The organism is Tunturibacter psychrotolerans (assembly GCF_040359615.1).
Taxonomy (GTDB): Bacteria; Acidobacteriota; Terriglobia; order Terriglobales; family Acidobacteriaceae; genus Edaphobacter; species Edaphobacter psychrotolerans.
In genome coordinates this window covers 634,359-659,722 of record NZ_CP132942.1, presented here as the reverse complement: position 1 = coordinate 659,722, position 25,364 = coordinate 634,359, and the positions used below count along the sequence as shown (strand labels likewise).

Annotated in this window: 27 protein-coding genes; 11 read left to right on the top strand and 16 right to left on the bottom strand. The window is 57.0% G+C overall.

Annotation, left to right across the window (positions count from 1 at the left end; translation table 11 throughout):
- Positions 1-4: 4 nt before the first annotated feature.
- The 6 genes from RBB77_RS02620 to RBB77_RS02595 all read right to left on the bottom strand — a co-directional run bounded on the left by RBB77_RS02620 (position 5) and on the right by RBB77_RS02595 (position 4,190).
- Entirely contained in the window at positions 5-976 is a 972-nt protein-coding gene (locus tag RBB77_RS02620) for a hypothetical protein (protein WP_353064632.1), read from the bottom strand.
- 136 nt (positions 977-1,112) lie between these two features.
- The gene (locus RBB77_RS02615; RefSeq protein WP_353064631.1) at positions 1,113-1,544 is read right to left on the bottom strand and encodes a hypothetical protein; all 432 of its coding nucleotides are present in this window, start codon (positions 1,542-1,544) and stop codon (positions 1,113-1,115) included.
- A gap of 49 nt (positions 1,545-1,593) precedes the next feature.
- A complete protein-coding gene (locus tag RBB77_RS02610) occupies positions 1,594-1,995 on the bottom strand; it encodes a hypothetical protein (protein WP_353064630.1) in 402 nt (133 codons plus the stop codon).
- A gap of 89 nt (positions 1,996-2,084) precedes the next feature.
- Positions 2,085-2,723 (bottom strand): hypothetical protein, encoded by a 639-nt coding sequence (locus RBB77_RS02605; protein WP_353064629.1) that lies wholly within the window; start codon positions 2,721-2,723, stop codon positions 2,085-2,087.
- A 257-nt stretch (positions 2,724-2,980) separates the two neighbouring features.
- Positions 2,981-3,334 (bottom strand): hypothetical protein, encoded by a 354-nt coding sequence (locus RBB77_RS02600; protein ID WP_353064628.1) that lies wholly within the window; start codon positions 3,332-3,334, stop codon positions 2,981-2,983.
- A 361-nt stretch (positions 3,335-3,695) separates the two neighbouring features.
- Positions 3,696-4,190 (bottom strand): sigma factor-like helix-turn-helix DNA-binding protein, encoded by a 495-nt coding sequence (locus RBB77_RS02595; RefSeq protein WP_353064627.1) that lies wholly within the window; start codon positions 4,188-4,190, stop codon positions 3,696-3,698.
- A 693-nt stretch (positions 4,191-4,883) separates the two neighbouring features.
- On the opposite strand from RBB77_RS02595, the gene RBB77_RS02590 reads away from it, so the two are divergent.
- Entirely contained in the window at positions 4,884-5,600 is a 717-nt protein-coding gene (locus tag RBB77_RS02590; protein ID WP_353064626.1) for a hypothetical protein, read from the top strand.
- A gap of 4 nt (positions 5,601-5,604) precedes the next feature.
- Here RBB77_RS02590 and RBB77_RS02585 read toward each other — a convergent pair whose 3' ends face one another.
- A complete protein-coding gene (locus RBB77_RS02585) occupies positions 5,605-6,051 on the bottom strand; it encodes a YidH family protein (protein WP_353064625.1) in 447 nt (148 codons plus the stop codon).
- 71 nt (positions 6,052-6,122) lie between these two features.
- Between RBB77_RS02585 and RBB77_RS02580 the strand changes: the two genes are divergently transcribed.
- Together RBB77_RS02580 and RBB77_RS02575 are read left to right on the top strand one after the other, a co-directional pair.
- Positions 6,123-6,416 (top strand): hypothetical protein, encoded by a 294-nt coding sequence (locus tag RBB77_RS02580; protein WP_353064624.1) that lies wholly within the window; start codon positions 6,123-6,125, stop codon positions 6,414-6,416.
- A 43-nt stretch (positions 6,417-6,459) separates the two neighbouring features.
- Positions 6,460-7,029, top strand: a complete 570-nt coding sequence (locus RBB77_RS02575) for a methyltransferase family protein (protein ID WP_353064623.1) — start codon at positions 6,460-6,462, stop codon at positions 7,027-7,029.
- Positions 7,030-7,133: 104 nt separating this feature from the next.
- Here the strand turns inward: RBB77_RS02575 and RBB77_RS02570 are convergent, their stop codons facing one another.
- Positions 7,134-7,409, bottom strand: a complete 276-nt coding sequence (locus RBB77_RS02570) for a hypothetical protein (protein ID WP_353064622.1) — start codon at positions 7,407-7,409, stop codon at positions 7,134-7,136.
- A 433-nt stretch (positions 7,410-7,842) separates the two neighbouring features.
- Complete coding sequence (locus RBB77_RS02565; protein ID WP_353064621.1) at positions 7,843-8,331, bottom strand: hypothetical protein; 489 nt, start codon at positions 8,329-8,331, stop codon at positions 7,843-7,845.
- Positions 8,332-8,384: 53 nt separating this feature from the next.
- Between RBB77_RS02565 and RBB77_RS02560 the strand changes: the two genes are divergently transcribed.
- Positions 8,385-9,605, top strand: a complete 1,221-nt coding sequence (locus RBB77_RS02560) for an alpha/beta hydrolase family protein (protein ID WP_353064620.1) — start codon at positions 8,385-8,387, stop codon at positions 9,603-9,605.
- Between the two features lie 274 nt (positions 9,606-9,879).
- On the top strand, positions 9,880-11,229 hold the full coding sequence (locus RBB77_RS02555; protein ID WP_353064619.1) for a sugar MFS transporter: 1,350 nt from the start codon (positions 9,880-9,882) through the stop codon (positions 11,227-11,229).
- 133 nt (positions 11,230-11,362) lie between these two features.
- On the opposite strand, the gene RBB77_RS02550 is transcribed toward RBB77_RS02555, so the two are convergent.
- The 3 genes from RBB77_RS02550 to RBB77_RS02540 form a co-directional block, all read right to left on the bottom strand.
- A complete protein-coding gene (locus RBB77_RS02550) occupies positions 11,363-12,181 on the bottom strand; it encodes a hypothetical protein (RefSeq protein WP_353064618.1) in 819 nt (272 codons plus the stop codon).
- A 177-nt stretch (positions 12,182-12,358) separates the two neighbouring features.
- On the bottom strand, positions 12,359-13,801 hold the full coding sequence (locus tag RBB77_RS02545; protein ID WP_353064617.1) for a DUF1254 domain-containing protein: 1,443 nt from the start codon (positions 13,799-13,801) through the stop codon (positions 12,359-12,361).
- A 46-nt stretch (positions 13,802-13,847) separates the two neighbouring features.
- Positions 13,848-15,335 carry a DUF1254 domain-containing protein gene (locus RBB77_RS02540; protein ID WP_353064616.1) on the bottom strand — a complete coding sequence of 496 codons (1,488 nt, stop codon included), beginning with the start codon at positions 15,333-15,335 and terminating at the stop codon, positions 13,848-13,850.
- Between the two features lie 243 nt (positions 15,336-15,578).
- On the opposite strand from RBB77_RS02540, the gene RBB77_RS02535 reads away from it, so the two are divergent.
- From RBB77_RS02535 to RBB77_RS02520, 4 genes are all read left to right on the top strand, one after another.
- Positions 15,579-15,812, top strand: coding sequence for a hypothetical protein (locus RBB77_RS02535; protein ID WP_353064615.1), 234 nt, complete (start codon positions 15,579-15,581; stop codon positions 15,810-15,812).
- 618 nt (positions 15,813-16,430) lie between these two features.
- Positions 16,431-17,696, top strand: coding sequence for a serine hydroxymethyltransferase (glyA, locus tag RBB77_RS02530; protein WP_353064614.1), 1,266 nt, complete (start codon positions 16,431-16,433; stop codon positions 17,694-17,696).
- 167 nt (positions 17,697-17,863) lie between these two features.
- A complete protein-coding gene (locus RBB77_RS02525) occupies positions 17,864-18,352 on the top strand; it encodes a DUF4126 family protein (protein ID WP_353064613.1) in 489 nt (162 codons plus the stop codon).
- 227 nt (positions 18,353-18,579) lie between these two features.
- On the top strand, positions 18,580-18,789 hold the full coding sequence (locus RBB77_RS02520; protein ID WP_353064612.1) for a hypothetical protein: 210 nt from the start codon (positions 18,580-18,582) through the stop codon (positions 18,787-18,789).
- A gap of 108 nt (positions 18,790-18,897) precedes the next feature.
- Here RBB77_RS02520 and RBB77_RS02515 read toward each other — a convergent pair whose 3' ends face one another.
- The 4 genes from RBB77_RS02515 to RBB77_RS02500 form a co-directional block, all read right to left on the bottom strand.
- Positions 18,898-19,443, bottom strand: coding sequence for an AAA family ATPase (locus RBB77_RS02515; protein ID WP_353064611.1), 546 nt, complete (start codon positions 19,441-19,443; stop codon positions 18,898-18,900).
- 52 nt (positions 19,444-19,495) lie between these two features.
- On the bottom strand, positions 19,496-19,942 hold the full coding sequence (locus tag RBB77_RS02510) for a thioredoxin family protein (protein WP_353064610.1): 447 nt from the start codon (positions 19,940-19,942) through the stop codon (positions 19,496-19,498).
- 57 nt (positions 19,943-19,999) lie between these two features.
- Complete coding sequence (locus RBB77_RS02505) at positions 20,000-22,129, bottom strand: hypothetical protein (RefSeq protein ID WP_353064609.1); 2,130 nt, start codon at positions 22,127-22,129, stop codon at positions 20,000-20,002.
- A gap of 165 nt (positions 22,130-22,294) precedes the next feature.
- A complete protein-coding gene (locus RBB77_RS02500) occupies positions 22,295-23,065 on the bottom strand; it encodes a hypothetical protein (RefSeq protein ID WP_353064608.1) in 771 nt (256 codons plus the stop codon).
- Between the two features lie 19 nt (positions 23,066-23,084).
- Between RBB77_RS02500 and RBB77_RS02495 the strand changes: the two genes are divergently transcribed.
- Together RBB77_RS02495 and RBB77_RS02490 are read left to right on the top strand one after the other, a co-directional pair.
- Entirely contained in the window at positions 23,085-23,402 is a 318-nt protein-coding gene (locus RBB77_RS02495; RefSeq protein WP_353064607.1) for a hypothetical protein, read from the top strand.
- An 87-nt stretch (positions 23,403-23,489) separates the two neighbouring features.
- The gene (locus RBB77_RS02490; protein ID WP_353064606.1) at positions 23,490-25,277 is read left to right on the top strand and encodes a M20/M25/M40 family metallo-hydrolase; all 1,788 of its coding nucleotides are present in this window, start codon (positions 23,490-23,492) and stop codon (positions 25,275-25,277) included.
- Positions 25,278-25,364: the final 87 nt, after the last annotated feature.

The window sequence follows — 25,364 nt, the reverse complement described above, 5'->3', positions numbered from 1 at the left end:
GGCTCTAGCGGTCGACCAGAACCTGGTAGTGGGCATAGTTTGCGCCCTTCACAACGACGCCGCCAAACTTCACGACCACATACTGCGAAGCCAGCGAGCCGGGAACGCCGAGTTGGAAGATGCGAGGATTCGGATCGCTCAACCAGTGGTACTCAATCAAGTCCTCGGTCACGATGTAGGCGGGCAGAACAGCCGAACCCGAACCAGGGGTACCGGTATAGCTCAGCGTCCATTCAGGAATCAGCGGAATATCGCCAGCCTGCGTCGACAGCGTCTTCACCGTAAAGCCCGCTTCAATCTCGCGTGTGTTCAACACAACGTTGAACTCGGTCTTCATCTCACGATCGATCAGATCGAGCAGAACCGGGTTTGCATAAATCGCAGTCGGACGAACACCAAACGAGCTGTTCGAAACCATCTGAGCAATCGTCGACTTGAAACCATCGACGATGCTCTGGTTGGTACCGATCGAAACGGTGTTACCACCACCAGCGATCTGCGCACCCGCACCAAAATACTGCGCAGTCGTAGGTGAGCTCAGGCTGGTGTCGGTGCCGTTCCAAAGTGCAACGTCATGCGTACGAAGAACGCCATCAACGGTATCGGCAAGGTCCTTCGCCTGGAGATAGGCAAACTGGCTCTGCTGACGACCGAGCTCCATATCGAACAGGTTGTAGTTGATTTGTGCTACCAGAGCCTTCAACGGAACACTGTTCTCGATGCGAGTCGGGTTGACCAGCGGAGCGACGATGTTACGCGGATCCACAAAACCTGTGCCAGCCGCAGGAGCCGGAATCGCAGTCTCCTCGAAATAGCGTGAAGGATGGCCAGTAGCAGGAACCTGCTTGATGCGCTGACCAAAGATCCCGCGGCGACGCACGAGGTCCAGGATCTCTGTCTGATACAACGGAACTTCAATCGCGCCAGGTCCAATAAAGTCTGCTGCGCCATGAATATCGGTAAACTTCGCGTTCATCTTTCTCCCTTTCAAAACAAAAAAGGCGCAGCCGCAGCCACGCCATTTAAAAACTCCATTACCGGCGCCGAAGGCGCGTTAGCCTCGATGGCAGATCGCGCCGTGCGCGCAGCACGCACTTGCTGTTGCCGTCAAATCAACCGAGCAAGCCAGACCGCATCAACTGAGCCTTCACAGCAATCCTCTGCTCAATGCTCAAGTTTGTAAGAGCAGCATCCACGCTACCGGCTTCCATCGTCTCCGCAGCGACGCCCTGCTTCGCCAGCAGATTCACCATCGCCAAAGGAAGAGTCTTCCGTCCATGTGAAACTTCAGAAGGCTCAGATGCAGCCGCTGCCTTCAACTGCGCAATCTCGGCCTCAGCCGCAGCCAACTTCTCCTCCAGCTCGGCCTCGCGCCGTCCTTCAACAGTCGCAACAATCCGGCCGATCGAAGCCTCGGCATCCAGGGCAAAATCATTCTGCCGCTGCGCCAGTCTTTCAACCGCCTGTTCCAGCAAACCCGCGGCTGCAGCCAGACGTTCAACGGTGACTCCCAGCTCGTCTTTCATATCGAGTTCCATCTCCATGCTCTCTCGCCTTTCTCTTCAGTTAATCAGTCCACCCACTGAATCTCGTTTAGGCCGCAGCTGTCGTAGTAGTAACCGCAGGGCTCAGCCCACTCTGCACATTCAAAATCGCCACCACAGCAGAGACCACATTCGCGATATAGGTGCTATCAGCCGTAATGCCAGCCTTCGCCAGCAGCGCAGTCACGGACTGCTCCGTCAGCAGCAACACCTCCGAAAGCTTCTGTGCACCAGTGCCACTCTGTGCGCCGGAAGCCGCATACTTTTGCTCCACCAGCAGCACCGCCGTCTGAATCAGTGAAGTAGCATCGGCCACTTCATTCGCAATTGGAGCCGCAACCGGAAACAGAAGTCCAACCAGCCTCTCCACCGGGACGGCATACTCGACCGCCCACTTCAGGCCCTTGGCAAATCCCTTTCCAATCGTCTCCATTACACTCACAAAACTCATGGTCCCCTCATTTCATTTATGGCGCCGAAGGCGCGTCAGCCTCGATGGCAGATCGCGCCGTGCGCGCAGCACGTACTTTTCTTTGTGAACTACCGAGCCACCGCCGCGCGCCGTCCAGCCGCAGCCGGCCGCTTCACACGAAAGCTCGTACTCCGGTAAGCCGCCTTCTCCCGCAGCAGAATCGCAGCCCCGGTAAAGGTCGCACGAGTCAGCGTCCAAACCTGCGCTCGCATATCCGCCACATGCGCATCCGCCAGTTCATAACTCATCCCCATCAAATTCGACGCGCCTCCGCTCCCCTGAATCTTCGCCTCCATCTCCGGAAAATCCCGTGCAAACAAGTAACCCGCCACCGTCAGCTTCTGTCCATCCAACTCAGCGGCTGTAATGATGCCGCACTTCTGCCGCGCATCATGTCCATCCCATCCCGCCTTGTAGTCGACAGCCATCCCCAGCAAACTCGGCAGCGCAGCCTCTGCAGCCGCACGCGTCAGCACCACCCGATGCCCCTTCGCACCACTGGGAGCCTTATCGCTTGCCACATCGACCAGCGTCAACACTCCTTCAAACGGCAACCGGTTCGGATGTCCATGCACTACCGGAAACTCCACCGCCATCGCCCGCATCTCGAGACCCGCAGCGCCTCGCAAACCATCCCGCCTGCCTGCAAGCTCCGACCATCCAGCAAGCCCAGCACTTCGCCGATGAAGCCCTTCCGAGTGTCCCATTGCACCTCCTGTATTTTGTAAAAACCGCCCAAACGACCACACCCCTGCCATCGCCCCGCGGACATGCACGGTTGCCTTTTTTCTCAACCGGCACATCCAACAGGGCAACCCCACCACGCCATTCCGCGATCGATCCGGTATCGATCAAAATAAGTTACAAATTGAAATTACGCGAACCGTATTAGTTACAAATTAGACCGGACCGCAGAACAACCCCCGACCACCCAGGAAAGCCCCCACAAAACCCGACTGCCTACTTACTCTTCCGGCTCGCGAGCCATCTTCTCCAGCAGCTGCCCCACAACGCTCTTCCCTCGCCGCTTGGACTCCGCCGGCATCTCGCCCTTGTCCAGCCCTCCCAGATTCGCCAGCATCTTTGCATGAGCAATGCTGCCCTTCTTGGCTTCCTCCACAAACCGTTCCACAATCTCAGGCAGCGCCTCCGCCACCCGAGCCCGTGTAAAGGTTCTGCAGAACTTCGGCCGCGGGCCCTTCGAACCACCTCCACCCGCACCGCCTTCCCCGGCATCCTTCTTTGCAGTCCCCTGAACGCCGCTATCCCCGTCCAGCCCTTGTCGCACAAACCTGCCCGCCACCCGCTTCCGTTCCACCTGGTCTCCTCCCAAAAGCAAACGGGAGAGCAGCCATCAGGCGCTCTCCCGTTTCAATTCTTTACTACCTTTCCAGAATAGCAGTTGGACCATAACTAATACGCCAACTTTTGGAGAGAAATAATCGTCATCGAAACAACGACTTAGCACCCTCAAGCCACTTTCTACCCCTTGACAACTTTTTCCCCACATCCCAAATCGGCACCAACGCTCCAAGCTTGTCCCAGAAAAGCAAACGGGAGAGCAGCCATCAGGCGCTCTCCCGTATCAATTTGTTACCTTTCCAGAGTAACAGCTGGCTCATAACTCATGCGCCAACTTCAAGACAGAAATAACTACAAGTAAAACAATGACTTACGCTTTACAGGGCACTTCCAGCCTCTTGACAAGCCTTCGCAGGCTCCAGAAGTTTTCGTTCCAGGAAGATCTCCGTCAGCTCATCCAGCGCATCCGCATACTGCCGGTGCACCGACCTCAGGCTCAACCCCAGCAGACCAGCCGTCTCCTGCTGCGTAAACTCCTGCAGCGCAATCCGTCGGATCAAGTGTTGTTGTCCCTCGTCAAGCTTCTTGAGACACGTCTCCACGTCATGCACGAAGATCACCACATCTTCAAAGCTGTGCACTCGGTAGCTCGTCACCTTCCCGCGAAACATCTCGCGACCCAGCAACGACGGCGCTCTTCCCGCCTCCATCGACAGCCTCACATACCGTCGCAGCATTCCCTCCGTATACTTCCGGTAGAACGCCAGCTCCGGAGCCGTCTTCTTCTGTTGCACCAACTCTGGCAGCGTCTTCACACGAGAAGGCGCAGCCGTAGCCCACACCGCCGGCAGAATCACCAAAGCTGCACTCATCGTGCACCTCCGACAACCACCACCGCCGCCGTGCATCCCACGCTGCGCAAACTCCCGCTACGCATCTGCCGTCGCTTTCTTCCTCCAGCATGCTTGCCTCGCGGTGCCGGAAATTCAGCCAGTCGCCCGGCACATCCCCGGCAGTACACACCGTCAGAGCCCGCACGGAGCCAAAGCGCCCCGCACCCTTCACATACCTTCAAATCCATGCGCAAGTAGTTCACTTCGTTCCCTTTCAAAGCGTACTTCTCCCCCGGCGAGCCTCGATTTTTTCAATGGCCGAGTGGGCTCGCCTAAGTTGCTATGGAACGCCGTTCGCTTGCCGCTTTACTCTGCTGGTCCAGTCGGTCAAGACGACAGCCTTCATCTGTCGTTGCTTCAGTGCGGTGTCGTACCTTGGGAAAAATCGATCACCCTGTCGCCTCACCCACACGTCTCCAAACACAGTCCAGCTCTCGCGCCCCATGCTGAGAGGTCTCCGGTCGCTCTACCGCTTCGGTTCCGTATTGGGAAAGTCTCAAGGTTATAGCTTTTGACAAAACTACTGTCAATCGCAATTTTTCCTCAGACATTCCACTTCCGTATATCCCTCGTTAGCAGTAGTTTGAACACAAAACTTATTGCGTCAAGCGAATATTTCGCTATATGTTCGCCTTGCCGAATGATATGGTTCGCCGAGGGATACCCTCCATTATGAACTTCCAAGACCTCCACGAGCTCCTCCGTCTCGAACTCCTCCGACGCATCGATCGGGGCGTCCTAACCGGAAGCCGCCTCGCCCATCAAGCTGGATTTCGGCAAGCGCATATCTCAAACTTCCTCAACAAAAAACGCGCCCTCTCCCTCGATGGTCTCGACCGCGTCCTCGCCTCCCAAAAACTTTCCGTCGAGCACATCCTCCCGCTCGATCTCAACGCCACCGCAACTCACACCTCACCCGAAACCAGCGATCCCATCGAAATCGTCCCCGTTGTCTCCCCATCCGCCGCCATGGACGACTCCCGCATCCCACCCGCCTCCATCATCGAAACCATTCAGGTCTCCGCCTCCCGCCTTCACGACAACCGCGCCCGCCCCTCCACCAAGCACGCCCACTGGCAGCGCTTCCTCGCCATCCGCGCCGACACCCAGCAATCCGCCGCCATGGACCCGCTCCTGTCTCCCGGCGCCATCGCCGTTCTCGATCGCCACTACAACTCCCTCGCCCCTTACCGCGCCCATCAGCCCACTCTCTACGCCGTCCGTTGCGGAGCCGCGCTCCTCCTGCGCTTCGTCGACTACGACGAAGGCCGTCTCATTCTCCGTCCCTACTCCCGCGACTTCCCCGTCCAGCTCCTGCCTCTCGCCGCGCACGAAACCCCAGCCGACTACATCGTGGGTCGCGTCTGCCTCATCTTCTCCGAGCTCTAGGCCTCTACCCATGAAACGCATTCCACAGCCCCCACAGCGCCAGCAAAGCCAGCAGCAGCGCAAGCGCAATGCTCAACGGCCACTTCGCAGCCATCGGCACCTCTCCCGCTCGCAACTTCCGTAGCGAAGAGACATGCGCCACCGCCACCAGCCCCGTCGCCACCACACCAATCACCACCAGCGCCACGCCAAAGCGAATCGCCGCCTCATGCAGCCGCACGCTCTCCGGCGTATTCGCCTGCATGCGAATCGTCCGAAAGAACGCAATCATCCCCAGCCCGAAGCTACTCATTGTCAGCGTCGTCCGAACCCAAGCCAGCGTAGTCCTATCCAGGGCCAGGCTGGTGCGAAAGATCGCCATCTCCGTTCGTTCTCCCGCGAGCGTCACCCGCGGATCTTTCTCCCCCTCACCCATCGCCCCGGCCTCTCCCCGTCCGAGAAGCCTACTCAAGTTCCCGCCGACCGTCCAATCTCGACGCACAATCCCAACCCACAAACCCCAGTGCTACCCTGTCCCCAGCGATGAATCTACGCATAGCAGCCATCCGTTCCGGCACCGACCCCGTCCGCAAACTCACCACCGGCTCCTTCCAGCGTTGGCTCGAAACCCCAGTCCTCTGTCCCAAATGCGACGTCACCTACAACCTCGCCGTCGACTGGGATCAATCCTCCGACCGTTGGTTCCCCGAAAGCTCCCGCCCGCTCATCACCCTCCTCAAAAAAGCGGTTCACATGGGCCACAGCACGGATCACCGCGTCACACACTTCGAAACCGAAGGCGTCATCGTAGAAAGCATCACCCCACCGCAACCATAAAATCTCTCGCACCTACACTCAGACCAACGCACGAGGTTCCAGCATGAACGTATTGGCTTTCTACCGAATCCTTTACCTCGCGTGGGTCTTCTCTGAAGTCGCCATTCTCGTCGTCACCCGCACCCGCCAGGGCGGTGGCGACATCCAGGACCGCGGCTCTCTCCGCATCCTCTGGCTCGCCATCCTTATCTCCATCACCCTCGGCAGCTACTACGGCGACACCCACCCCCACACCATTGACCCCATCACCCCCTGGGCTCAAGCCGCCGCACTCATCCCCCTCATCCTCGGCCTCGCCATTCGTTGGACAGCCATCGTAACCCTCGGCCGATCCTTCAGCGCCAACGTCGCCATCCGTGCCACCCAAACCGTCCACAAAACAGGTCTCTTCCGGTTCGTCCGCCACCCGTCCTACTCAGGACTCATCCTCATCTTCGCCGCAATCGCCCTTCACACCCGAAACTGGATCGGCTTCGCGATTGTCCTCATCCCCACCGTCGCCGCTCTCTTCTATCGAATCCGCGTAGAAGAATCAGCCCTCCGCCGCGCCTTCGGCCACGAATACGACGACTACAGCAAAACCACCAAATGCCTCATCCCAGGAATCTTCTAACCCACCAACCCCACCCGCGTTCAGCAGTCTCCCGTCCTCTGGGACACATACCGACCCGCAAATCCCCGCAGAGCGCCCCTTTCGGCTCTCCGGGGAAAGTCAGCCTAAGCTACTGCCAACTCATACTCCGCACTGATATCGGTGATTGAACCAACGCTGGTCACGCCAACCGCCGGCTTCTTCCAGTCGCCCAGCGAACGGCTCAGCATCGACGCCGCGCAACCCTCGCCGCACAGTACAACGATATCTCCGCGCCTCGCCAGTTCAGCATCCCACGGCATAAAAGTAATACCGTTATCGCTGACCTTCGCCAGCACCCAATGATTGCTCGTCTTCTTCTGAACTCCACAAAGGCATGTATAAAGTGTGATCGCTGCCATAATTTGCCTCCTCTCTCTACGTTGATGATCTTTTCTGTCTCTGTGCTACGTTTTGCATACTTGCAAGCGCAATGCCAGTCTCGTCGGGTTCAAAAGGCCCTTTATTGTCAACAAACAGGGCCAAATTTATCGACCATTCATCCACAGGACCTGAGGGCAAACCCGTAATCGGAAGGAAAACATTTTCCACTTTCGCCTAAATCCGGAGACCAGTGGAAAAAATCTCCGACTACAACCTTTTCGCCATAGTCAAAATTGCCTGATTCCTGTAAATGCTTCCATCTATCTGATGCAGGCCGCGACATTTCGACAATCAAAACGCCAATAATTTCCGGCAACACGAAACTGGAAGGTAAAAATCGCCTGCAAGCAGGAAGAAATATCGCGGTGTCTCCACCGATCCGGAGGTTCTGCTGAAAGAGTCGCCAACCTGCTAGGGCGTGACAAACGAGCCGCTTTGGCTATCGTAGAGCCGCCGCACCGGCACAAGCCCATTCCAAACTTGCTGGTCACGCACGTCCGATAGTTTCTCAATCACGAAGAATATCTTCGATTCCGTCCATCGACCCACGAGGAGGTTCGACCGGCTCACCGCGGTATCCACGACCACCCTGCCGATGAAGGTCCCAGACGCGCTGTTCGCCGCAAGATCGGTCGGCCCCTGAAGCTTCGCTGACAAGGAGCGGCAGGCTTTGCCGAACGAGGGCTGGTTCACCCGAAACTCATCCCGCTGTTGCAGATCAGTCGAGATCTGACCACGCACCACCACCAGCCTGCCTTTGAACTGCAGCGGATTGTTGACGATATCGCAGACCGACACGACCGGGATCGAATCCACCGCGCCTCTGGGCGAGCTCTGCGCGAAAGCGCAAGGCATCGCCATCCCCAGAGCCACAACGATAACGAAGCCGCGGCATCCCATCGCCGCATTCTAGTCCCAACAAACTCCACTCAAACCCTTGGTAAACTAGATAAATGCTCTCAAGGCTTTACGCAAAGTGGATGTACTCCTGGGAGACAGCCCTCACCACCCGCGACACCAACCGCATCGTCCGCCCCCTCGAGTGGGGCTTCGACTGGCTCCAGGACTTCAGCCCCCTCGCCCTCGCCGCCAACCCGCACCTCAGCGACTACGACCGCATGACCGCCGTCAACCGCGACATCGTCGTCCGCGCCGAAGAGTTCTACAGCTACGAAACCCCCACCGACTTCCGCCTCGAGCGTCGCCACCCCCAGCTCTACCCCACCAACGTCCGCCCCGAAACCCTCCAGGAAGACGCCGAGCTCCGTCGCCAGGCCGAAACCGGCGAGATCGAAGCCGCCGACTTCCTCCGCTTCACCTCACCCATCCGCACCCTCTACCCCGAGAACGATCAGGTCAACGCCCGCTGGTACCCGGCGCACCCCGACACGCAAAAAGGCAAACCCAAACAGGCCATCATCGTCATGCCCCAGTGGAACGCCGATGCCTTCTCCCACAACGCCCTCTGCACTCTCTTCAACAGCTTCGGCATCTCCTGCCTCCGCCTCTCCAAGCCCTACCACGACGTCCGCCGCCCAGCCGAGCTTGAGCGCTCCGACTACGCCGTCAGTGCCAACGTAGGCCGCACCACCGAAGCCTGCCGTCAGGCCGTAGTCGATATCCGAAGCTGCATCGACTGGCTCGAAACCCAAGGCTACGAACAGTTCGGCGTCTTAGGCACCAGCCTCGGCAGTTGCTACGCCTTCATCGCCGCCGCCTTCGACCAGCGCCTCCAGGTCTGCGCCTTCAACCACGCCTCCACCTGGTTTGGAGACGTCGTATGGGCCGGCCAGAGCACCCGCCACATCCGCGCAGCCTTCGAGCAAGCCGGCCTCACGCAGGATCAGGTCCGCGAGATCTTCTCCATCGTCAGCCCCATGTCCTACATGGACCGCTTCGCCACCAAACCCAAGCGAGTCCTCGTAGTCCACGCGACCTACGACCTAACCTTCCCGCTGAAATATTCGTTAGACGTGCTAACCAACTTCGACGCCCTCAAGATCGACTACGTCTCGAAGGTGCTCCCCTGCGGCCACTACACCACGGGCGAAACCCCTTACAAGTATCTCGACGGCTGGTATCTAGGCTCCTTCATCTACCAATCCTTCAAGCGCCTCGCGCAAACAAAAACGGCCCCATCCCTCCAGTCTCACGCGCCGGTCAACGCGCGCTAGCGCCGATGAGACTTCGGTATCAGTTTTTGCTACCTAAGGGCAACTAAACATCTGTCGGATTCACTATCGTTCCTTCTGTGTCCACGAACACTCAGGAGGCGGTGATGAATGATGTGGCAGTGTCGAACGAGAGGTCAGTCGTCACGCCGAGCATCAACGAACTTACTCCGCCAGTAGTGTTTGAGATACTTCGTCCGTGCCAGATCGCTTCTAAGAAAAATCAATCGGTATCATCTCGTTCAACAGGCTGCTCAGGGGAATGTTTGGGAGAGAAATGGGACTGCAAGCAAAGACAGCTTCAGCAGTAAATCGTTCGGAGACGGTTGTAGCGAAAACCGATGTACGTGCGATGTCTGTCGCGACCGCCCTTTTCTTCATGGTCGGTTTCCTCACCTGCCTCAACGACGTCATCATCCCCCACCTGAAGAGCATCTTCGACCTCTCCTACGGCCAGGCGATGCTGGTCCAATTCGCCTTTTTCTCTTCCTACTTCATCTTCAGCTATCCAGGCGGCAAGCTCGTCGATCTATTCGGGTACAAGCGGGCCATGGTCAGTGGCCTCCTCATCATGGCCGTCGGAGCACTCGGTTTTCTTCCAGCCGCAAACTATGCCATCTTCGGCGTATTCCTGGCTGCGCTCGTAATCCTTGCTGCCGGCATGACAACCGTCCAGGTCGCCGCAAATCCTTACGTCACCATCGTCGGGCCTCCGGCGACCGCATCCAGCCGCCTGAATCTCGCTCAGGCATTCAACTCTGTCGGAACCTTCATCGCCCCATTCCTCGGAGCCAGATTCATTCTCCGCAACGCAAACCCGGTCACCCCCGAGCGGCTTCACCAGATGTCCGAGGCAGCACGACGGCTCTACCGCGCCACCGAAGCGTCCACCGTTCGGCTGCCTTACATCGGCATGGCGATAGTATTGTTCCTTTTGGCAGTCGGATTAGCCTCGATCTCGCTCAAGCCGCAGCAAGCCGCCGCAGAAGCGACTCGTGACTTTCGTCCCAGTGAGTACGCAGCCGCCAGTAACGACAGTATCTGGAGACACAAATGGCTCTGGGCAGGAGCTTTAGGAATCTTCACCTACGTCGGAGCGGAAGTTTCCATCGGAAGTCTCCTCGTCAACTTCATGGGCCTTCCCACTATCGCCAACCTGCACGCCGCAGACGCCGCAAACTACCTCATGGTCTATTGGGGCGGAGCAATGGTCGGACGATTCATCGGCTCCGCTGCGCTGACACGTCTCTCCACAGGCCGTCTCCTTGGGTTTTCAGCCTTTGCAGCTCTCGTTCTCGTGATCACGGCAGTCGCTACCCACGGTCACCTCGCCATGTTCGCTCTTCTTGCCGTCGGCTTCTGCAACTCCACCATGTTTCCTTCGATCTTCACCCTTGGAATACAAGGCTTAGGCCACCTGACAAGCAAGGGGTCAAGCGTCATGATCGCCGCCATCGTAGGCGGTGCTCTAATCCCCTTGGCTACCGGAAGACTCGCAGACCAAGTCGGATTACAGCTATCGTTCCTGATCCCTGCGGTCTGCTATGTCTACATCGCCGCACTCGGATTCGCGGCATGGTCCCGACCCGCCGGTGCCGCTTCCAAAGCGATCGGCAGCTCACGCTAACGCTGACATCGAATTCGTCCAACTACAGGGAGGAGCAACAGGATTTCCAACACCTGTCACTCTGATCAGGGCGCGAAGTGGAGTGGAGGAACCTGCTTCTCATCCTGTCATCTCCAACATGCGCCCACCAAAGCTAACGGGCAGACTTCGCCGCATCCGGCCAAGTCGGACTGGCCAGCTGGATCGTCATCAAGGGTCCCTCTGCGTAGAGAGGCCCTACTTCTCGCGCAAACGTTGTGGCCTCGCCGCCGATAGTCCATATCTGAATATTAGGAGGCGCCTTACCGATGATCGGCGCCACCACGCCCGCGACTCCACCAAGGTCGATCTTGATGTCATAGTGGATCGCCTTCCGCGAAGCGCCGGCAACAAAGCATTTATCGTCCCCCACGTTGGAGATCAAGAGTTTCACCAGCCTCGGCTTCGGTGTGGCAACCACCATAGTGAGGGTCGTCACAGGAGAGGTCGATGTCAGATTTTGGAGCACTACCGGAACCAATCCATTCGACAGATCCGCTGGCACATCGAGATGATCGGTCTTCACCTCTTCCTTCCCATCCTTCCCCGTGGTACGCACCGTGACCTGCCCCGTTTGGACGTCAACCATCATATCCATCGGATGAGGAAAAGAAGGCCCTTTCTGGATGTGGTGGTCGCTGATCAGTTGGATCGTATGGCGTTGCGTGGAGACCGTCGTCTCGTCGTCAGTCGAGCCATCCTTGAAACGGAAGATCGTTCGCGACGTAACGCGGTTGCCCCGCACAGTCTGAACGCTGTCCCCTGAAGCGACCACTTGTCCATCCTCGGAGCGCAGTTCAAGGAAGCCGTGAATCGTGCCTGCCACCGTGCGCGCAGGAACTGGGTCAGCTTGTGCGGCCGTTTGCAACATCCAGGCCAGCAGAAGGAAAAAAACAAATTGAATGCGAAGCTGCTTCAGGAAGAGAGTGTTCATGGGCCGGATACCACCAGGGGTAGGAAGATCGGGGATTCGAATCAGGGTCCACCCCACGTGCTATCTCTGGTGTAGATGGGAACCACGGTCAATGAGTTGTGTCACAACCATGCGCTGTCAGCCCCGATAAGTTCGGCTTATCGGAAGTGATAAGGCTCTTCTGCGCCTCTCGACGCGTCACTGCTTTTCAACATCGGGCAATGCCCAGGTCTTCTGGAAGAAGGCGTCGGTGGGACCATAGGCGCGGAACAGAAGCTCGAATCCACGGTTCGGGTCAGTGGGAACCCAGTTGCTCTCTTTGCCGGCCGGAGCCTTTGGCCCAAAGTAAACATCCACAGAGCCATCGGGATTCTTTTGTAGTCCGGGATTCTGCGAGGAAGCGCTTTGTCGCGGAACGTTGTGGAAGAAGGCGTGGGTTTCGCCGTCGTAGACAGTGACCGACCAGTACTGCTTGACCGGAGGATTGGGTGGAAGGGTGAGCTTGTAGGTCGAGGCTCCGTTGAAGCGCTGGTCGTTCTTGTCTTTGATGGCCAAAAGGTAGAACTGTCCGGCGCCGAGATGCTTGGCGCTGAAGAAGACAAAGCTGTACGTGGTGCCGCGAGCGTCGACGGGATAGATGTTGGGGATACTGTAGTTCGCCTGAACCGACTTCGCCATGTCCGGCGAGACGGGAAAAGCCCAATGTGTGCCGGGATAAAAGGGCGTTGTGTAGGCCTTCTCGTACTCGGAGGCGAGCCACACGTGGGCATCAGCCGCAGCGGATTTGAAGGTCTGGGTTGTGGCTGCGTCGGGGTTGAAAGGCTTGCCCTTCTCGATCCCGATGGTCTTGAGCTGATCGATCATGCCACGGTCGCGCTCGATCCAGGGTTCGATCTGGACGACGCGATTGAGCGATTGAAAGAAGCGGTCGTCATAGGGGATGGTGGAGTCGAAGACGACGTCTATGGCGTCGTTCCACTTGGTTTCGGGTGGATGCGCGGCCTGCGAAAGCGGGTAGATCTTGATGCGTTTGGCGTAGTCGACGGCACTGGCAATATCAGCCTCGCTGCCGCTCTTGGGGTTGGAGCGAAGAAGAGCGTAGCTCTTATAGGTGGAAGCGGGCATGGGGAAGTATCCGGCTGGCGGCTTGCCTTTGTAGTCTGGCGGCAGGATCAGGTATTTGCCGCCCTTGCCCTTGTCGACACCGGCGGGGCCGACGTCTTCGATTGCGGTCTGCCAGCAGTCGTCGATGGAACCGACGATGGTGCCGTTGTCGGCGGGAGGAATCTCGAGCACCATGGGACCGACCTCCTTCGTGTTGAAGAACGGCATGATGTAGATGGCGTCGGGATTGGGAGTCAGGGTCTGGTTCTTCCACGTCGAGAGCTTCGACCAGTAGACGATCTGGTTGAAGCCGCCGTGGGCCTGATTGACCATAGCCTGATACATCAGATCGTAGTTGACGGCGGGCATTCCCCAGATCACGGCCTCGACGGCGCGGGAGTGGAGGAGGTCAGTGGCGGGTGTGTTGCTTTGAGTGGAGGTGTTCACGGGAGCTCCTACGTTCTTCTGTTCGCATGCGGTAAGTGACGAGGCGAGAACGCTGGCTGCAAGAACGAGTGGCACGCGATGGGAATTCATGATGTCCTTTCTCCAATGAGTGTGGATGACATCGAGAGTTACAGAATCAGTGAGCCGTTTTCACGAGCGGCGGAATCCACTTCCCGCTCGTGATCTCTTCTTTAGGCCAATAAGCACGGATGTAAAGAGAGAAGTTATCCTTCGGCGCGGGAATCCAGTTGTCCTGCTTATCAGCACCGGGTGACGCGTTCTGGACGTAGATGGTAAGCGAACCGTCAGGGTTCTGCTTCATCGACTTGCTCTTCGTTCCAAGCGAGAAGCGGCCGAGCGAGTTCGGCGAGAAGAGATGTTCCTTGTTATAGAGCGTGAGCGACCAGAAGCCGTCAACAGGCGGTGTTTGTCCCGCTGGGAAGGTGACGGTGTAACCATGAGCACCGTTGAGCCGCTGGCCGCTGGAGTCGAAGTCCGTGTAGATATAGCGGGTCTCCTGCGGCGCGTTGTCGTACATGTTCGATCTTGCGGTCGCCGTGCGCGAGAGATAGTCATAACCCCAGTTGGCTCCGTTGGAAGGTGAGTTCCAGCCATTGCCGATTGGGCGTCCGTTCATGTGGAAGTCGAACAGCGGACTAACGAGATCTTTCTCCGCGGCAACCGCAGTCTGCGTCAGAGTCTGCTTCAGCTTCGGATCTTTTGCTGCCGCGTCCAGGACAGACTGGAAGTTGGCGTAGAGAGATTCTTCGCCGGGCATCGGTGGAACCTGTTTGAGGATGACAGCAAGCTCATCGAAGAATTTTTCCGGGACCACCCACTTCGTCTCGCCGCCGGTCGATGGAGGAGCAGGAAAGGAAGGTGTGCTCTTCCAGTCCATCGTCTTCATCTTTCCATCGAACTCGGAGAGCGGGTAGACGACGATCTGGTTAAGAAGCGGCTGGATCGCAGCTTTGTCCTCGGGGGTGTCGTCCTGAAAGACACGGGGGAAGATAGCGACGAGATCAGTTGGCGACTGCAGAACTCCGGTTATGCCGTGCGGGACGCTGCCCCTCCAGTTGGGACCGACCACGAGATAGAAGCCGGATTTGGTTCCGTACTGCTTTCCAATATTGCCGAAGGAGTTCGTACGGGCGTCTGCAATCTGATAGGTGAAGAATCGACCGCCGAAGTCGGGCACCTGAACAACGACTGGAATGGTATCGACGTGTTGGAAACCGGCGCCGTAGACGGTGTCCTGGTTGGGACAGGTGACGAAGCGTTCCTCGGCGCTGATGTAGTCGGTAAGCATGGAGATGCGGCCGGGAGGGGCCGCGGGAACGACTCCGCCGACGCGGCCCGGGCCGGGAAGATCTTTGACGCCAAGAGCTCGGTTGAGATTGTTCACCAGCGGCCAGCCCCAGATGTAGGCAAATCGTCCCACAGCAGCGACATACTCCGGCGTCATCACTGTACCGGAGGGGGTACCTGCGATCTGGGCAGCCGCTGGACGGGCTGGTGGCGGTGCACGAGCCTCTTCAGGGGCTTTTTGCGGCTGGCAGCCGGTTAGAAACCCGGCGAGGAGGATTGCGGCTGGGGCTGTGAGACAAATGCTGGAACGCTCCATGACTTCTCCTTACAGGAAAATCCTATGGCGTTGCACTGTGTACAGAAGCACTTAGGGGACGCGTGGCACGTCTACCGGTTGCGCCCGCGATTCTACATGACTTCTTCGTGTTTCATCGAAACTCACGGCAACAGCACGATTTTCCTCTTCCAAACGAACCGACATTGCTCCTCATCAGATTCTCAAAATATTATGGAACCCCAACCACCCAACCTTCGTATACTCCTCTCAGAGGGTCATCCCATGACACAGCCTCCGTATCGTCCGTCCGACGATCACGCCACCCGGCGTCTCGCCATCTTCATAGCCGTCTTTCTAGTCGTAGTAGCCATCGGTGCCCAAACCCCGCCCCGGCACAGCGACTCAAGCGAATCCGTGTGCCACTGCCTCCCGTCCAAGGCGGCGCTGATGATGAAGTCAGCTTTTGCAAAGGCACAGGCCCACTCCACTGCGCTGGCGACCTTAACCCAGAACTAGGTCCGGCGCTTCACGAGCGCACAGAAAAGCCCCGAATGAGAGAACCACCTCGTCTCTCATTCGGGGCTTCCTGAACATCAGTTTTTCACTGCACGAAACCAGCTACTCTACTCTGCGCATAAAGGCGCGGAAGTCTTCGTTGCGGGTCCCGTTCCACTTGGCGACAAGAAGCGGAAGAATCACCATCGTCGAAAACGCGATTCCAATATATAAGGTCTGCATACTGATCCTTTCCTCTTCTGTCTATTTAAACCCTTGCTGAATATAAGAACGCCAACGACAGACGAATGGATGCCCGCCCAAAAACCTTATTTGTTCAGAATCGAAATCAAATCCAAAACCCGCAAAAATTATAGAGTTTTCCAGGGCAACCAACCACTCGAGACATAACACCGGCTGAAAATAAAGTTCAAAATCATGGCGCATTTTTTGACGCCAAAAAGTTCATTGCTTCGCCACCACATCAACCACGCATTCCACCACAAACTCACCATCAAAACACCACACCCAAACGCCCTCTTTTTCCAAAACGCCCCTCAAAACACCGTAAAACCACGAAACCAGCCACCCAACACCACCCACAAAAAAAATCCAAAAACAGTGACATAAAATAACCCCATGCCCATCGACCTGAATGCCCCGCTGGCCACCGCCGACCCCGAGATTGCCGCACAGATTCAAAACGAGATAAAGCGCCAGCACGAAGGCCTCGAGATGATTGCCTCTGAAAACTTCGTAAGCCGCGCGGTTTTAGAGGCCGCAGGCACCGTTTTCACCAACAAATACGCAGAGGGATACCCCGGAAAGCGCTACTACGGCGGCTGCGAGTACGCCGACATCGTCGAAGACATCGCCCGCGCCCGCGCAAAGCAGCTCTTCAACGCCGACCACGCCAACGTCCAGCCCCACTCCGGCTCCCAGGCCAACGCCGCCGCCTACATGACCCTCCTCAACCCAGGCGACTGCATTCTAGGTCTCGATCTGGCCCACGGCGGCCACCTCACCCACGGCCACAAACTCAATTTCTCAGGCAAACTCTACAGAATCGTCGGCTACCAGGTCCGCAAAGACACCGAAACCGTCGACTACGACGAATTAGAAGCCACGGCGATCCGCGAAAAACCCAAGGTAATCGTAAGTGGTGGCAGCGCCTACCCGCGCCAGTTCGACTTTCCCCGCATGCGAGCCATCGCCGACAAAGTAGGAGCCTACCTCATGGTCGATATGGCCCACTTCGCCGGCCTCGTTGCAGGCGGCGCTCACCCATCCCCCGTCCCCCACGCCCACGTAGTCACCACCACCACCCACAAAACCCTACGCGGACCGCGCTCCGGCATGATTCTATGCAATCAGGATCTTGCCGCAGGCATTGACCGAAGCGTCTTCCCAGGCCAGCAGGGCGGCCCCCTCATCCACATCGTCGCCGCAAAAGCCGTAGCCTTCAAAGAGGCGCTCGCACCGGAGTTTGCGACCTACGCCAAACAGGTCGTAATCAATGCCAAAGTCCTCGCAGAAGCAATCGCTGTGGAAGGATATCGCATCATCTCCGGCGGCACCGACACACATGTCCTGCTGATCGATGTCTTCCAGAAGGGGATGCTGGGCTCTGAAGCGGAACACGCGCTGGGAGAGGCCGGAATCACCGTCAACAAGAACGCAATCCCCTACGACACCAACCCGCCCATGAAACCCAGCGGTATCAGGATCGGAACACCAGCGTTGACCACCAGAGGCATGAAAGAGCCGGAGATGCGCATCATCGCAGGCTGGATTGCTCAAGCTCTCGAACATCGGACCGACGTCACGAAGCTTCGACAAATCCGCGGTCAAGTATTGGAAATGGCGGAGAATTTCCCCCTGTACGGTTGGCTGCGAGACAAATAGGGCGATATACAGCATTGCAAATAATGATTCATAAGCCCTCGTCAAAAAGCGATCTGCGAGTATAGTTTTCGATTGAAAGGCTAACACTGAGTCGATGAGTAGAGGGCGTGCCTGAAACATCCTGGCCATTCCGCTAACTTTCGAGCATTCGAATGAAGGGGGATTTTATGGCGATGCAAATGATGACCTGGTTGTTCGCCATCCCCCTCTTGGGCCTCGTGACAGGGATGCGGACGATGACCGCGATGGCGGTGCTTTGCTGGTTCGCTTATGCAGGCCATCTTTCGGTAGACGACAATTGGGCAGCCTGGAGCGGAAAACTCATAACAGCGATCATCTTTTCGATGCTTGCGATAGGGGAATACATCGCTGACAAGCTTCCGAAAACACCCAATAGGACAGCCCCGTTTCCGTTAGTTGCAAGGCTGGTAGTTGCCGGCTTGATCGGCGCGATCACTGCTGCGGGACTGAACGGATCTGGAATGGAAGGGGTCATCTTGTGTGTGGCTGGCGCTCTAGTCGGCACCTTTGCTAGCTTTCTGATTCGGCGAGAGATCGTGGCCAGACGCGGCGGCAAAGATTGGCCCGTGGCACTTATCGAGGATGTGAGTGCAGTCTTTTGCGCAGTTCTAGCGATGGGAATTGTGACTGGCTAAACACTCGTGGCGCGAATACCCCTCCTAAATCAACGACATTAGTTGCAGTACGGTGCTTCCAACGCTAAAAACTCTGGCAAAGGTCGATTTCGTCGAGTAGGATGTGCAATACCGCTGGTGCGGACCCGCTCAAAAGCGGATTCGCGTCTGAGTCGGAGACGAACAGTAAGACGGGCATGATGGTTCTGCCAAAGAGTTCGGCTGCCGGATAAGTAGGGGGTAAAGAAATGACGAAGCGCATGACGAGAACCGTATTAACGATTCTGATGTATGCGGGAGTTATTGTGTTCCTCTTTCCTTATTTCACGGGAAGAATTACGACAGGCGTTCTATTCATGATTATCGGTGCCGGAGCTACTGTGGTTTTTGGAATCCTTCGCTGCTACCTCACCGAAGGGGACTGCGGCCGAATCCCTCATCATAGCCGTGACTGGTGAACCGGCGACCTGAAGTTTCACATCAGTTACAAGCTAACCTCCGTTTCCACCACACACTAAAAGATAAGAGCCTCTCCCTTCATGGGGGTTTCTGTCCCGTCGACGGAGTCAGGTCAGTGAAAGATCGAGTTCGAGGACCTCGGCTATCTTTGCGGCTGCATGTGCGGCAGTACAAAGACTCGTGTCAATCGAGAGCCTGGGCCTAGGTAACGAATATCCATCAAATTCTCGAGTCGAATAAATTTGATCGAAAATCGTAACCGAAGTCAGCTTGCTATGCTCAAGCCGTGATGAGTTACTGAGACGTCGTCTGAGTTCGCTACGTGGGCAGACAAGTTCAACAAAATCCACCTCCCCACCTCTCTTTTCGACTGTAGCGGCCACGTTTTTTAGGAAGCCGGGTTGCACCGTCGGTTCGGGTGCAAAGGTGAAAACGAGTCCAGGCACCTGACTCGAACCCGCCTGATCGAAGACGGACAGCCAGATCTCTTCTCGTAGTGCGACGAAGGCTGGTGAGCCGAACTCGAAGACCGACAGAAGCAGATCGACTGTGAGATGGTTGTGGAAGAGTTTGTAGCCGGTCATCGCGGCCAGCTCGCGTGCTACTGTAAGTTTTCCCGTTGCGGGCAAACCGTATAGAAAGATCAGCTTCATCGAGTCGTACCTTCGCGCGATTACGCAGCGCCAAGTATACGAGTCCGGCCCCTCAAGTGGTCGGAGCCGGTGCAGCAGATCGCAGCCATCCCTCCATCACGTCGTGCCCGACCACGCCGGCCTGTTGTTTCACAAGTTTTCCGGCAGAGAAGATAGCGAAGTTTGGGATACCACGCACGTTGAACCTCGCGGCTAGTTGCTGATGTTTGTCAGTATCAACTTTCAACACAAGGGCTTGTCCAGCCATGTCCTTTGCCGTGCGCGCCACCTCTGGAGCAGCGGCGTGACACGGCCCACACCACTCCGCCCAAAAGTCTACGAGAATCGGCACGCGAGATGTACTAACGATTTCGTCGAAAAGAGTTGCATCTACCTGCAGAGGTTCATCGACCGGTGGCAGAGGCGTCTTACACGCACCGCAACGGCCCGTGTCAGAGAGGTGATTTGCAGCAACACGATTTTTTTGGCCACACTGTTTGCAGGTTCGGATTGCAGGCATTTCTGTGACTCCTCAAATACCGATTAGATGTTTTTCACCTGATTCGGTCTCATGACCTCAATTCGTCGCTTTACGCGCCCCTTCCGCGTCTGTTTCATGATTGGAAACCGGCTGTTGAATAGAAATTGAGCGAGACTCTTTCAGCTCTTTGCGAATTCCCGGACCTCGCGTGACGACATCCAGTGTGTACTGGCCTGGATCCATACCCGGCGTATCCAGTGACATCTCAATGTACGCAAGATACCCCGACCCCGAATCGACTCGGAAAGGAGTCTCTTTCTCCGTTGCAACAGGATTCGTCCTGGACCGAAGAGTAAATTTCGCAGTCCAGCTTTCGGGTTTGTGTTTGTCGATCTTTTCGGAAGGATAAATCCTCACAAATGCATGAAGCCGGTCCGTGGATGCGAACCTATCCGAAGCCTCAGGTTTAATTCGGCAATCCACCGCACGCATCGGATCAATCTGCGAAACCGGAGGAACATCATCGTGATTGTCGGTCGTTCGCCGTCTCAACCCATCCACCGATCCGACCTGTTCGCGGCAGGATTTCCCGATGACCAGGCTGCTCACCTCGACACTAGTCTCTCGAGGCAGGCTGACATTAATCTTCTGTTCCGCCGAGGCAAACACGGTTCCATTCCCGTCGTGAACCGCTATGCGCCAAAGATATTGACCAGGATGCAAATTTCCATCTCTCTCCCAGCTGACATGGTGACCATCCCACCTCACCTGGGCTGCTCGCTCCATCAAAGGAGTCGAGAGGTTGACGTCGTCCACCGATTCGACGACGGAGAGCCGTGCTGGACCCCGTCCAACTCCCGTCCACTCGACGAGCGCGCTCATAGGAAGTAACGGCTCAAGCCCCGAGCGCAGAGGAAAGTAATCGACGTGTTGCGTAATTCGAAAATCCGTCGAACTCACAGGCTTTATAGTCGCCTTTCTGACCTTATCCACCAACACCTTGGAAACCGCCTCGCGGTTTGCCTCCGAGGTAGTCCCAACAGGTGAAACCTCCATAATTGACGCACGTAGATTGTGATCCGCAAACTTCACCTCCACGGTGGGAACTCCATGGTCGCGATCCGCGGCAGTCATATCAAAGTTAAGCGAATAGGTCTCATCAAGATCCCGATGAAGCTGCGCAGCAAGCGCGTCGAGCGAGTTGGCAAAGCCGCCCAGCGTTGAATCTGCTGTCTGCATCATCAGCGAGGTGCGGGCCGCAGAATTAGCCAACGCGTTGTTGAGCCGCGGATCGAATTTCATATGCATAGAAGGTGCAGTACCTAGTTGAGGGCCGCCATTCGATGATGGAACATTCATCTGAGCCGGACGGTCCTCCGCGGCGCCCCCGGCCGGCACGAACGCCTCCGGCCCACCCACATTCGCAACATAGATATGAGCTCCCACATGTTTCGCCACATCGACCAGAGCTTCAGGTCCATCATGCGCGAACATCTGATCGTTGAGGCCATACATCGACTCCGCCAAAGGATTCATTGCCAGAACAACCTTTGGCCCATCAAACCGCTGCATCAGGCTGACCGCATCTTCCGCCTTCACCAACCAGCTTCCACCCGCCGGTTGACTACCAACCATCGACCGATCCCCGGTGTACTGAAAGGGCTCGACCGCGTGGCTCACGAATCCCAGATTCACCAACAGTTGCGATCTCCCATTGGTAAAGGGAGTCAACTTTCCATTCGAATCAAAGATTCCAACTCGCCACGGCAGCACCTCAGTCGGTTGTGACGCAAAGTATTTTGTCGCTTCACGCACTCCGATCGCATGCACCACCGGCTGATTTGGCGGAAAGACAAGCAATACAAGGGGAGAAACCGCATCAGTCGATTTTTTTGGAGCCTGCAGCCGCCCGATCCGTGGCGTGCCGTTCACAATCAGAGCGTATTCCGTCGTTTCGATACGACTCGGCGGTACACCGTCTTTGCCGACGATCTTTAGCGAAACTCGCGCCTCGGGCGCCTCGAAGAATCCGCCCCGGCGAAGTAAGTCCAGCTCACGATAGAGAGGTGTATTCGAGGAAGAGCCCGCTGTAGGTGGAGCGGCAAGTTGCCGGTTCTCCAGCGACGGCGAATCGGGAGTTGGCAGCTGTGCATTCGGCGACTGTGGGGCGCATACATCAGCCGCCAGCAACGCCATCGCCGCAATCGAAATCCGCATCGAACGCATAAAGCGTCTCCATCCAGCTACCGATTCCGTTCGGGCGAAATTATAAGCTTCGCTCCCGTAATCTCGACTGGCTAGTCGGCAGGCGTTCGCGTCACCCTTCTCTGCGAGATAGGCAGCGTTCAAAGTTATAGAGAAGCCGTCGATAGGTCGCCTGAGACAGGGAATTCAGGCGCGCCGTCGGTATCGAATCGAAAATTCGTAAGTCGGATTGGGCGGAAAAAGCTGAGCCACGAGGCGAAGGCGCTCCGCAAGAGCCAGCGGTGCAAGCAACGGATACTCACGTTCACGAAGTTCGGAGTAGTCGAAGTCCACGGAGAGCGACAGCTGATAAATGGCGATGGCGTCTGAGAAGGAAGATTCGAGGAAGGCAGTTTTTGCCTTCTCGTCGATTACCGGCTTCACCTCAGTCTGTTCCGTCTTCCCGCCAAGCGCCAGACCGCGGTTCTCCCAGGCATCCTGACTGGTTTCGCCCCGAACATCCGCCAATGCCTGCCCCCAGACCAACTGCTCAAAGGTTTGGGGAACTCCGATCGCATCGACGAAGGCATGACCAACGTTGATAAAAAATTCAAAAGCAAGCGCGAAGCGATCTCCAAGCAGGCGGGTAGAGATGAAGATGCCCTCTGTGCCATCGTGCGTTACGTTTCGATGGCAAATCGCTTGGTCCCCCAACTCCGGGGTATAGGCAGGTGCAACCATGGTGGATTCACTCCCCCTGGCCTCACTTAGAGCCAGTGGAACAAAATAGTAGGTCTTGCGCGAGATCGCACCGGAGACAGCGGTTGGCACCGCCTGAACCATGCGCGCGAGGTCCTTCTCCTCCAGATTGTTATCGCCGAATGCCGCGTAACGTATGCCGTTCGGCGCATGTCGCACCTCCGCATCGCGGATCACCTGTGTCGCCTGTAGCAACTCGTTCTGAACACCTTCTGCCATAAAGCAGTATTCTACTGGTATGGCGCAAGCATCGCAGAACGGAAGCTCGGCCTCGCCTCGAACCTTCGGCGCGGGCTACTTATTTGGTGTTCCCTTGGGAGACCTCGGCTGGTTTACCAGCCTCTTGATGAGCTTCGCGTTGGGATTTGCGGCTTTCTTCGCGGCAACCTTCTGCGCGATCGTCGGCATTCTCCTTTACAACACGGCAACGCACCACGCAGTCGATTTTTCGCTGACTTACAGCCGGGTCGGACTCCCTGTAGGTGTACTAGTGTTACTGGTGACGTTGCTGTATCTCGGTACCCTGTGGGTGCGTCGGCAGCTCCGCAAGAGCTAAGGCTAAGGCCCCCGAGAAGAATCTCATCCGCGCGGCCGATCGGTGATATCTGCTATTCTTCCTCCACTTCCTGGAGGACCACCAAGTATGTCATTTGCTCGTGCTTTTGTGCGTTGGGGCTGTTGTACGGCCGCAATTGCAAGTCTCGCCGTCCCCTCAATCGCCGCTGATAAAAAAACTAAAGATACCGCGATTGAAACCCCTTCCTACTATGGACCGCAGCCTGCAACCGAGAACATCGATCTGACGATGTACGCGCGCATCCGCGAAGAGGGCTTCAAGCACTCGCACGTCATGGAATTTGGTGGAGCATTGGCTGACGGTATCGGGCCGCGTCTCACCGGCTCGCCGAACATGGCAAAGGCCAACGCGTGGACACGCGACACCCTGACAAAGATTGGCCTCGAAAACGCACACCTCGAAGACTGGGGAGAATTTGGCATGGGCTGGCAGCAGATCAACACATGGGTGCGAATGGTCTCGCCTGATCCTGAACCTCTCTGGGCACAGGCTGCCCCGTGGTCCCCGGCGACCAATGGTCCGGTCACAGGAGAAGTCGTCTACATGAACGTGCAGGAGATGGGGGACCTAGAAAAGTACAAGGGCACGCTCAAAGGCAAGATCGTTCTGCTCGGTGCAATGCGTCCCACCCCCGACATTACAGAGCCGCTCTTTCACCGCTACACCGACGCAGAGTTGAAGGAGATGGAAACCTACGAATCGGGTGGCGGACGCTACACTCCGGGCTCGCCCGAGTTTGCAAAGTACGTCGCCGAGCGTTTAAAGATGGCCGATCTCCGTAAAGCCGCCCTCAAGATGATGGCAGATGAAGGTTCCGTGGCCGTTATTACCCCAAGCCGCGATAGCACCGACGGCGGTGGAACCGGCATCATCTTCGACGACAACGGAGCGAACCTCGCTCGCGATGCCCAGAAGAAGGAAAACGCAGTCACCATTCCCAACGCGGTCATGATGATCGAGCACTACAACCGCCTCGGGCGCTTGATCGAAAATCACGTCCCAGTCACCCTCGAACTCAACATCGAGACAAAATTCACCGGCGATCACGAGCATGGCTTCGACACCGTAGCTGAAATTCCCGGCACCGATCCAAAGTTGAAGGATCAGATCGTCATGGTTGGCGGCCATCTGGACAGCTGGATCTCCGGCACTGGCGCGACCGACAACGGCGCGGGCTCGATCGTTGCATTGGAAGCCGTCCGCATCCTGAAGTCTCTTGGCATCAAACCAAAGCGCACCATCCGCATTGCCTTGTGGTCGGGCGAAGAGCAGGGCCTCTTCGGTTCGCTGGGATACGTCAAGCAACACTTCGGCACCTTCGCTGAACCGAAGGTTCCCGAACCCGCGTACATGCCTGCCTTCTTGCGTCAGCGCGGCCCACTTTCCACGACCAAGGAGTGGGAGACGCTCGATGCCTACTACAACCTCGACAACGGAACCGGCAAGGTACGCGGTGTCTACACGCAGGAGAACTGGGCAATCGCTCCGATCTTCAAACAGTGGATCGCACCCCTCGCCGATCTTGGCGTAACCACCATCTCCTACCGCAACACCGGCGGTACCGATCACCTGTCCTTCGATGCAGTCGGTCTACCTGGCTTCCAATACATTCAGGATCCGATGGACTACGAGACGCGAACCCACCACTCCGACATGGACACCTACGACCGCCTGCACGCTCTCGACCTCGAGCAGGCAGCAGTGGTCGAAGCGATCTTTCTCTACAACACCAGCGAGCGCGAAGCCATGATGCCGCGCAAGCCCTTCCCTCATCCCGAACTACAAAAGCAGATGTCCGCACCAATTCCCGGCATCTACCCCAACGCAGTCCCCGCAGCAGACGCACCGAAATAAAAACACAAAGAACGATCGATGCGAACCTAAGATGCCCCCTTCCAAGGGGGTATCTTGGTTTAACGCCAACGATCGCAATTGGGGAGG

Coding starts and splice junctions, on each gene's coding strand:
- RBB77_RS02570 (WP_353064622.1), bottom strand. CDS start 7,409: ATGGCAGCGATCACACTTTATACATGCCTTTGTGGAGTTCAGAAGAAG.
- RBB77_RS02495 (WP_353064607.1), top strand. CDS start 23,085: ATGGCGCAAGCATCGCAGAACGGAAGCTCGGCCTCGCCTCGAACCTTC.
- RBB77_RS02620 (WP_353064632.1), bottom strand. CDS start 976: ATGAACGCGAAGTTTACCGATATTCATGGCGCAGCAGACTTTATTGGA.
- glyA (WP_353064614.1), top strand. CDS start 16,431: ATGCCCATCGACCTGAATGCCCCGCTGGCCACCGCCGACCCCGAGATT.
- RBB77_RS02560 (WP_353064620.1), top strand. CDS start 8,385: ATGCTCTCAAGGCTTTACGCAAAGTGGATGTACTCCTGGGAGACAGCC.
- RBB77_RS02610 (WP_353064630.1), bottom strand. CDS start 1,995: ATGAGTTTTGTGAGTGTAATGGAGACGATTGGAAAGGGATTTGCCAAG.
- RBB77_RS02510 (WP_353064610.1), bottom strand. CDS start 19,942: ATGCCTGCAATCCGAACCTGCAAACAGTGTGGCCAAAAAAATCGTGTT.
- RBB77_RS02545 (WP_353064617.1), bottom strand. CDS start 13,801: ATGAATTCCCATCGCGTGCCACTCGTTCTTGCAGCCAGCGTTCTCGCC.
- RBB77_RS02540 (WP_353064616.1), bottom strand. CDS start 15,335: ATGGAGCGTTCCAGCATTTGTCTCACAGCCCCAGCCGCAATCCTCCTC.
- RBB77_RS02535 (WP_353064615.1), top strand. CDS start 15,579: ATGACACAGCCTCCGTATCGTCCGTCCGACGATCACGCCACCCGGCGT.
- RBB77_RS02505 (WP_353064609.1), bottom strand. CDS start 22,129: ATGCGTTCGATGCGGATTTCGATTGCGGCGATGGCGTTGCTGGCGGCT.
- RBB77_RS02575 (WP_353064623.1), top strand. CDS start 6,460: ATGAACGTATTGGCTTTCTACCGAATCCTTTACCTCGCGTGGGTCTTC.
- RBB77_RS02590 (WP_353064626.1), top strand. CDS start 4,884: ATGAACTTCCAAGACCTCCACGAGCTCCTCCGTCTCGAACTCCTCCGA.
- RBB77_RS02565 (WP_353064621.1), bottom strand. CDS start 8,331: ATGGGATGCCGCGGCTTCGTTATCGTTGTGGCTCTGGGGATGGCGATG.
- RBB77_RS02555 (WP_353064619.1), top strand. CDS start 9,880: ATGGGACTGCAAGCAAAGACAGCTTCAGCAGTAAATCGTTCGGAGACG.
- RBB77_RS02615 (WP_353064631.1), bottom strand. CDS start 1,544: ATGGAGATGGAACTCGATATGAAAGACGAGCTGGGAGTCACCGTTGAA.
- RBB77_RS02515 (WP_353064611.1), bottom strand. CDS start 19,443: ATGAAGCTGATCTTTCTATACGGTTTGCCCGCAACGGGAAAACTTACA.
- RBB77_RS02520 (WP_353064612.1), top strand. CDS start 18,580: ATGACGAAGCGCATGACGAGAACCGTATTAACGATTCTGATGTATGCG.
- RBB77_RS02490 (WP_353064606.1), top strand. CDS start 23,490: ATGTCATTTGCTCGTGCTTTTGTGCGTTGGGGCTGTTGTACGGCCGCA.
- RBB77_RS02550 (WP_353064618.1), bottom strand. CDS start 12,181: ATGAACACTCTCTTCCTGAAGCAGCTTCGCATTCAATTTGTTTTTTTC.
- RBB77_RS02500 (WP_353064608.1), bottom strand. CDS start 23,065: ATGGCAGAAGGTGTTCAGAACGAGTTGCTACAGGCGACACAGGTGATC.
- RBB77_RS02525 (WP_353064613.1), top strand. CDS start 17,864: ATGGCGATGCAAATGATGACCTGGTTGTTCGCCATCCCCCTCTTGGGC.
- RBB77_RS02605 (WP_353064629.1), bottom strand. CDS start 2,723: ATGGGACACTCGGAAGGGCTTCATCGGCGAAGTGCTGGGCTTGCTGGA.
- RBB77_RS02580 (WP_353064624.1), top strand. CDS start 6,123: ATGAATCTACGCATAGCAGCCATCCGTTCCGGCACCGACCCCGTCCGC.
- RBB77_RS02595 (WP_353064627.1), bottom strand. CDS start 4,190: ATGAGTGCAGCTTTGGTGATTCTGCCGGCGGTGTGGGCTACGGCTGCG.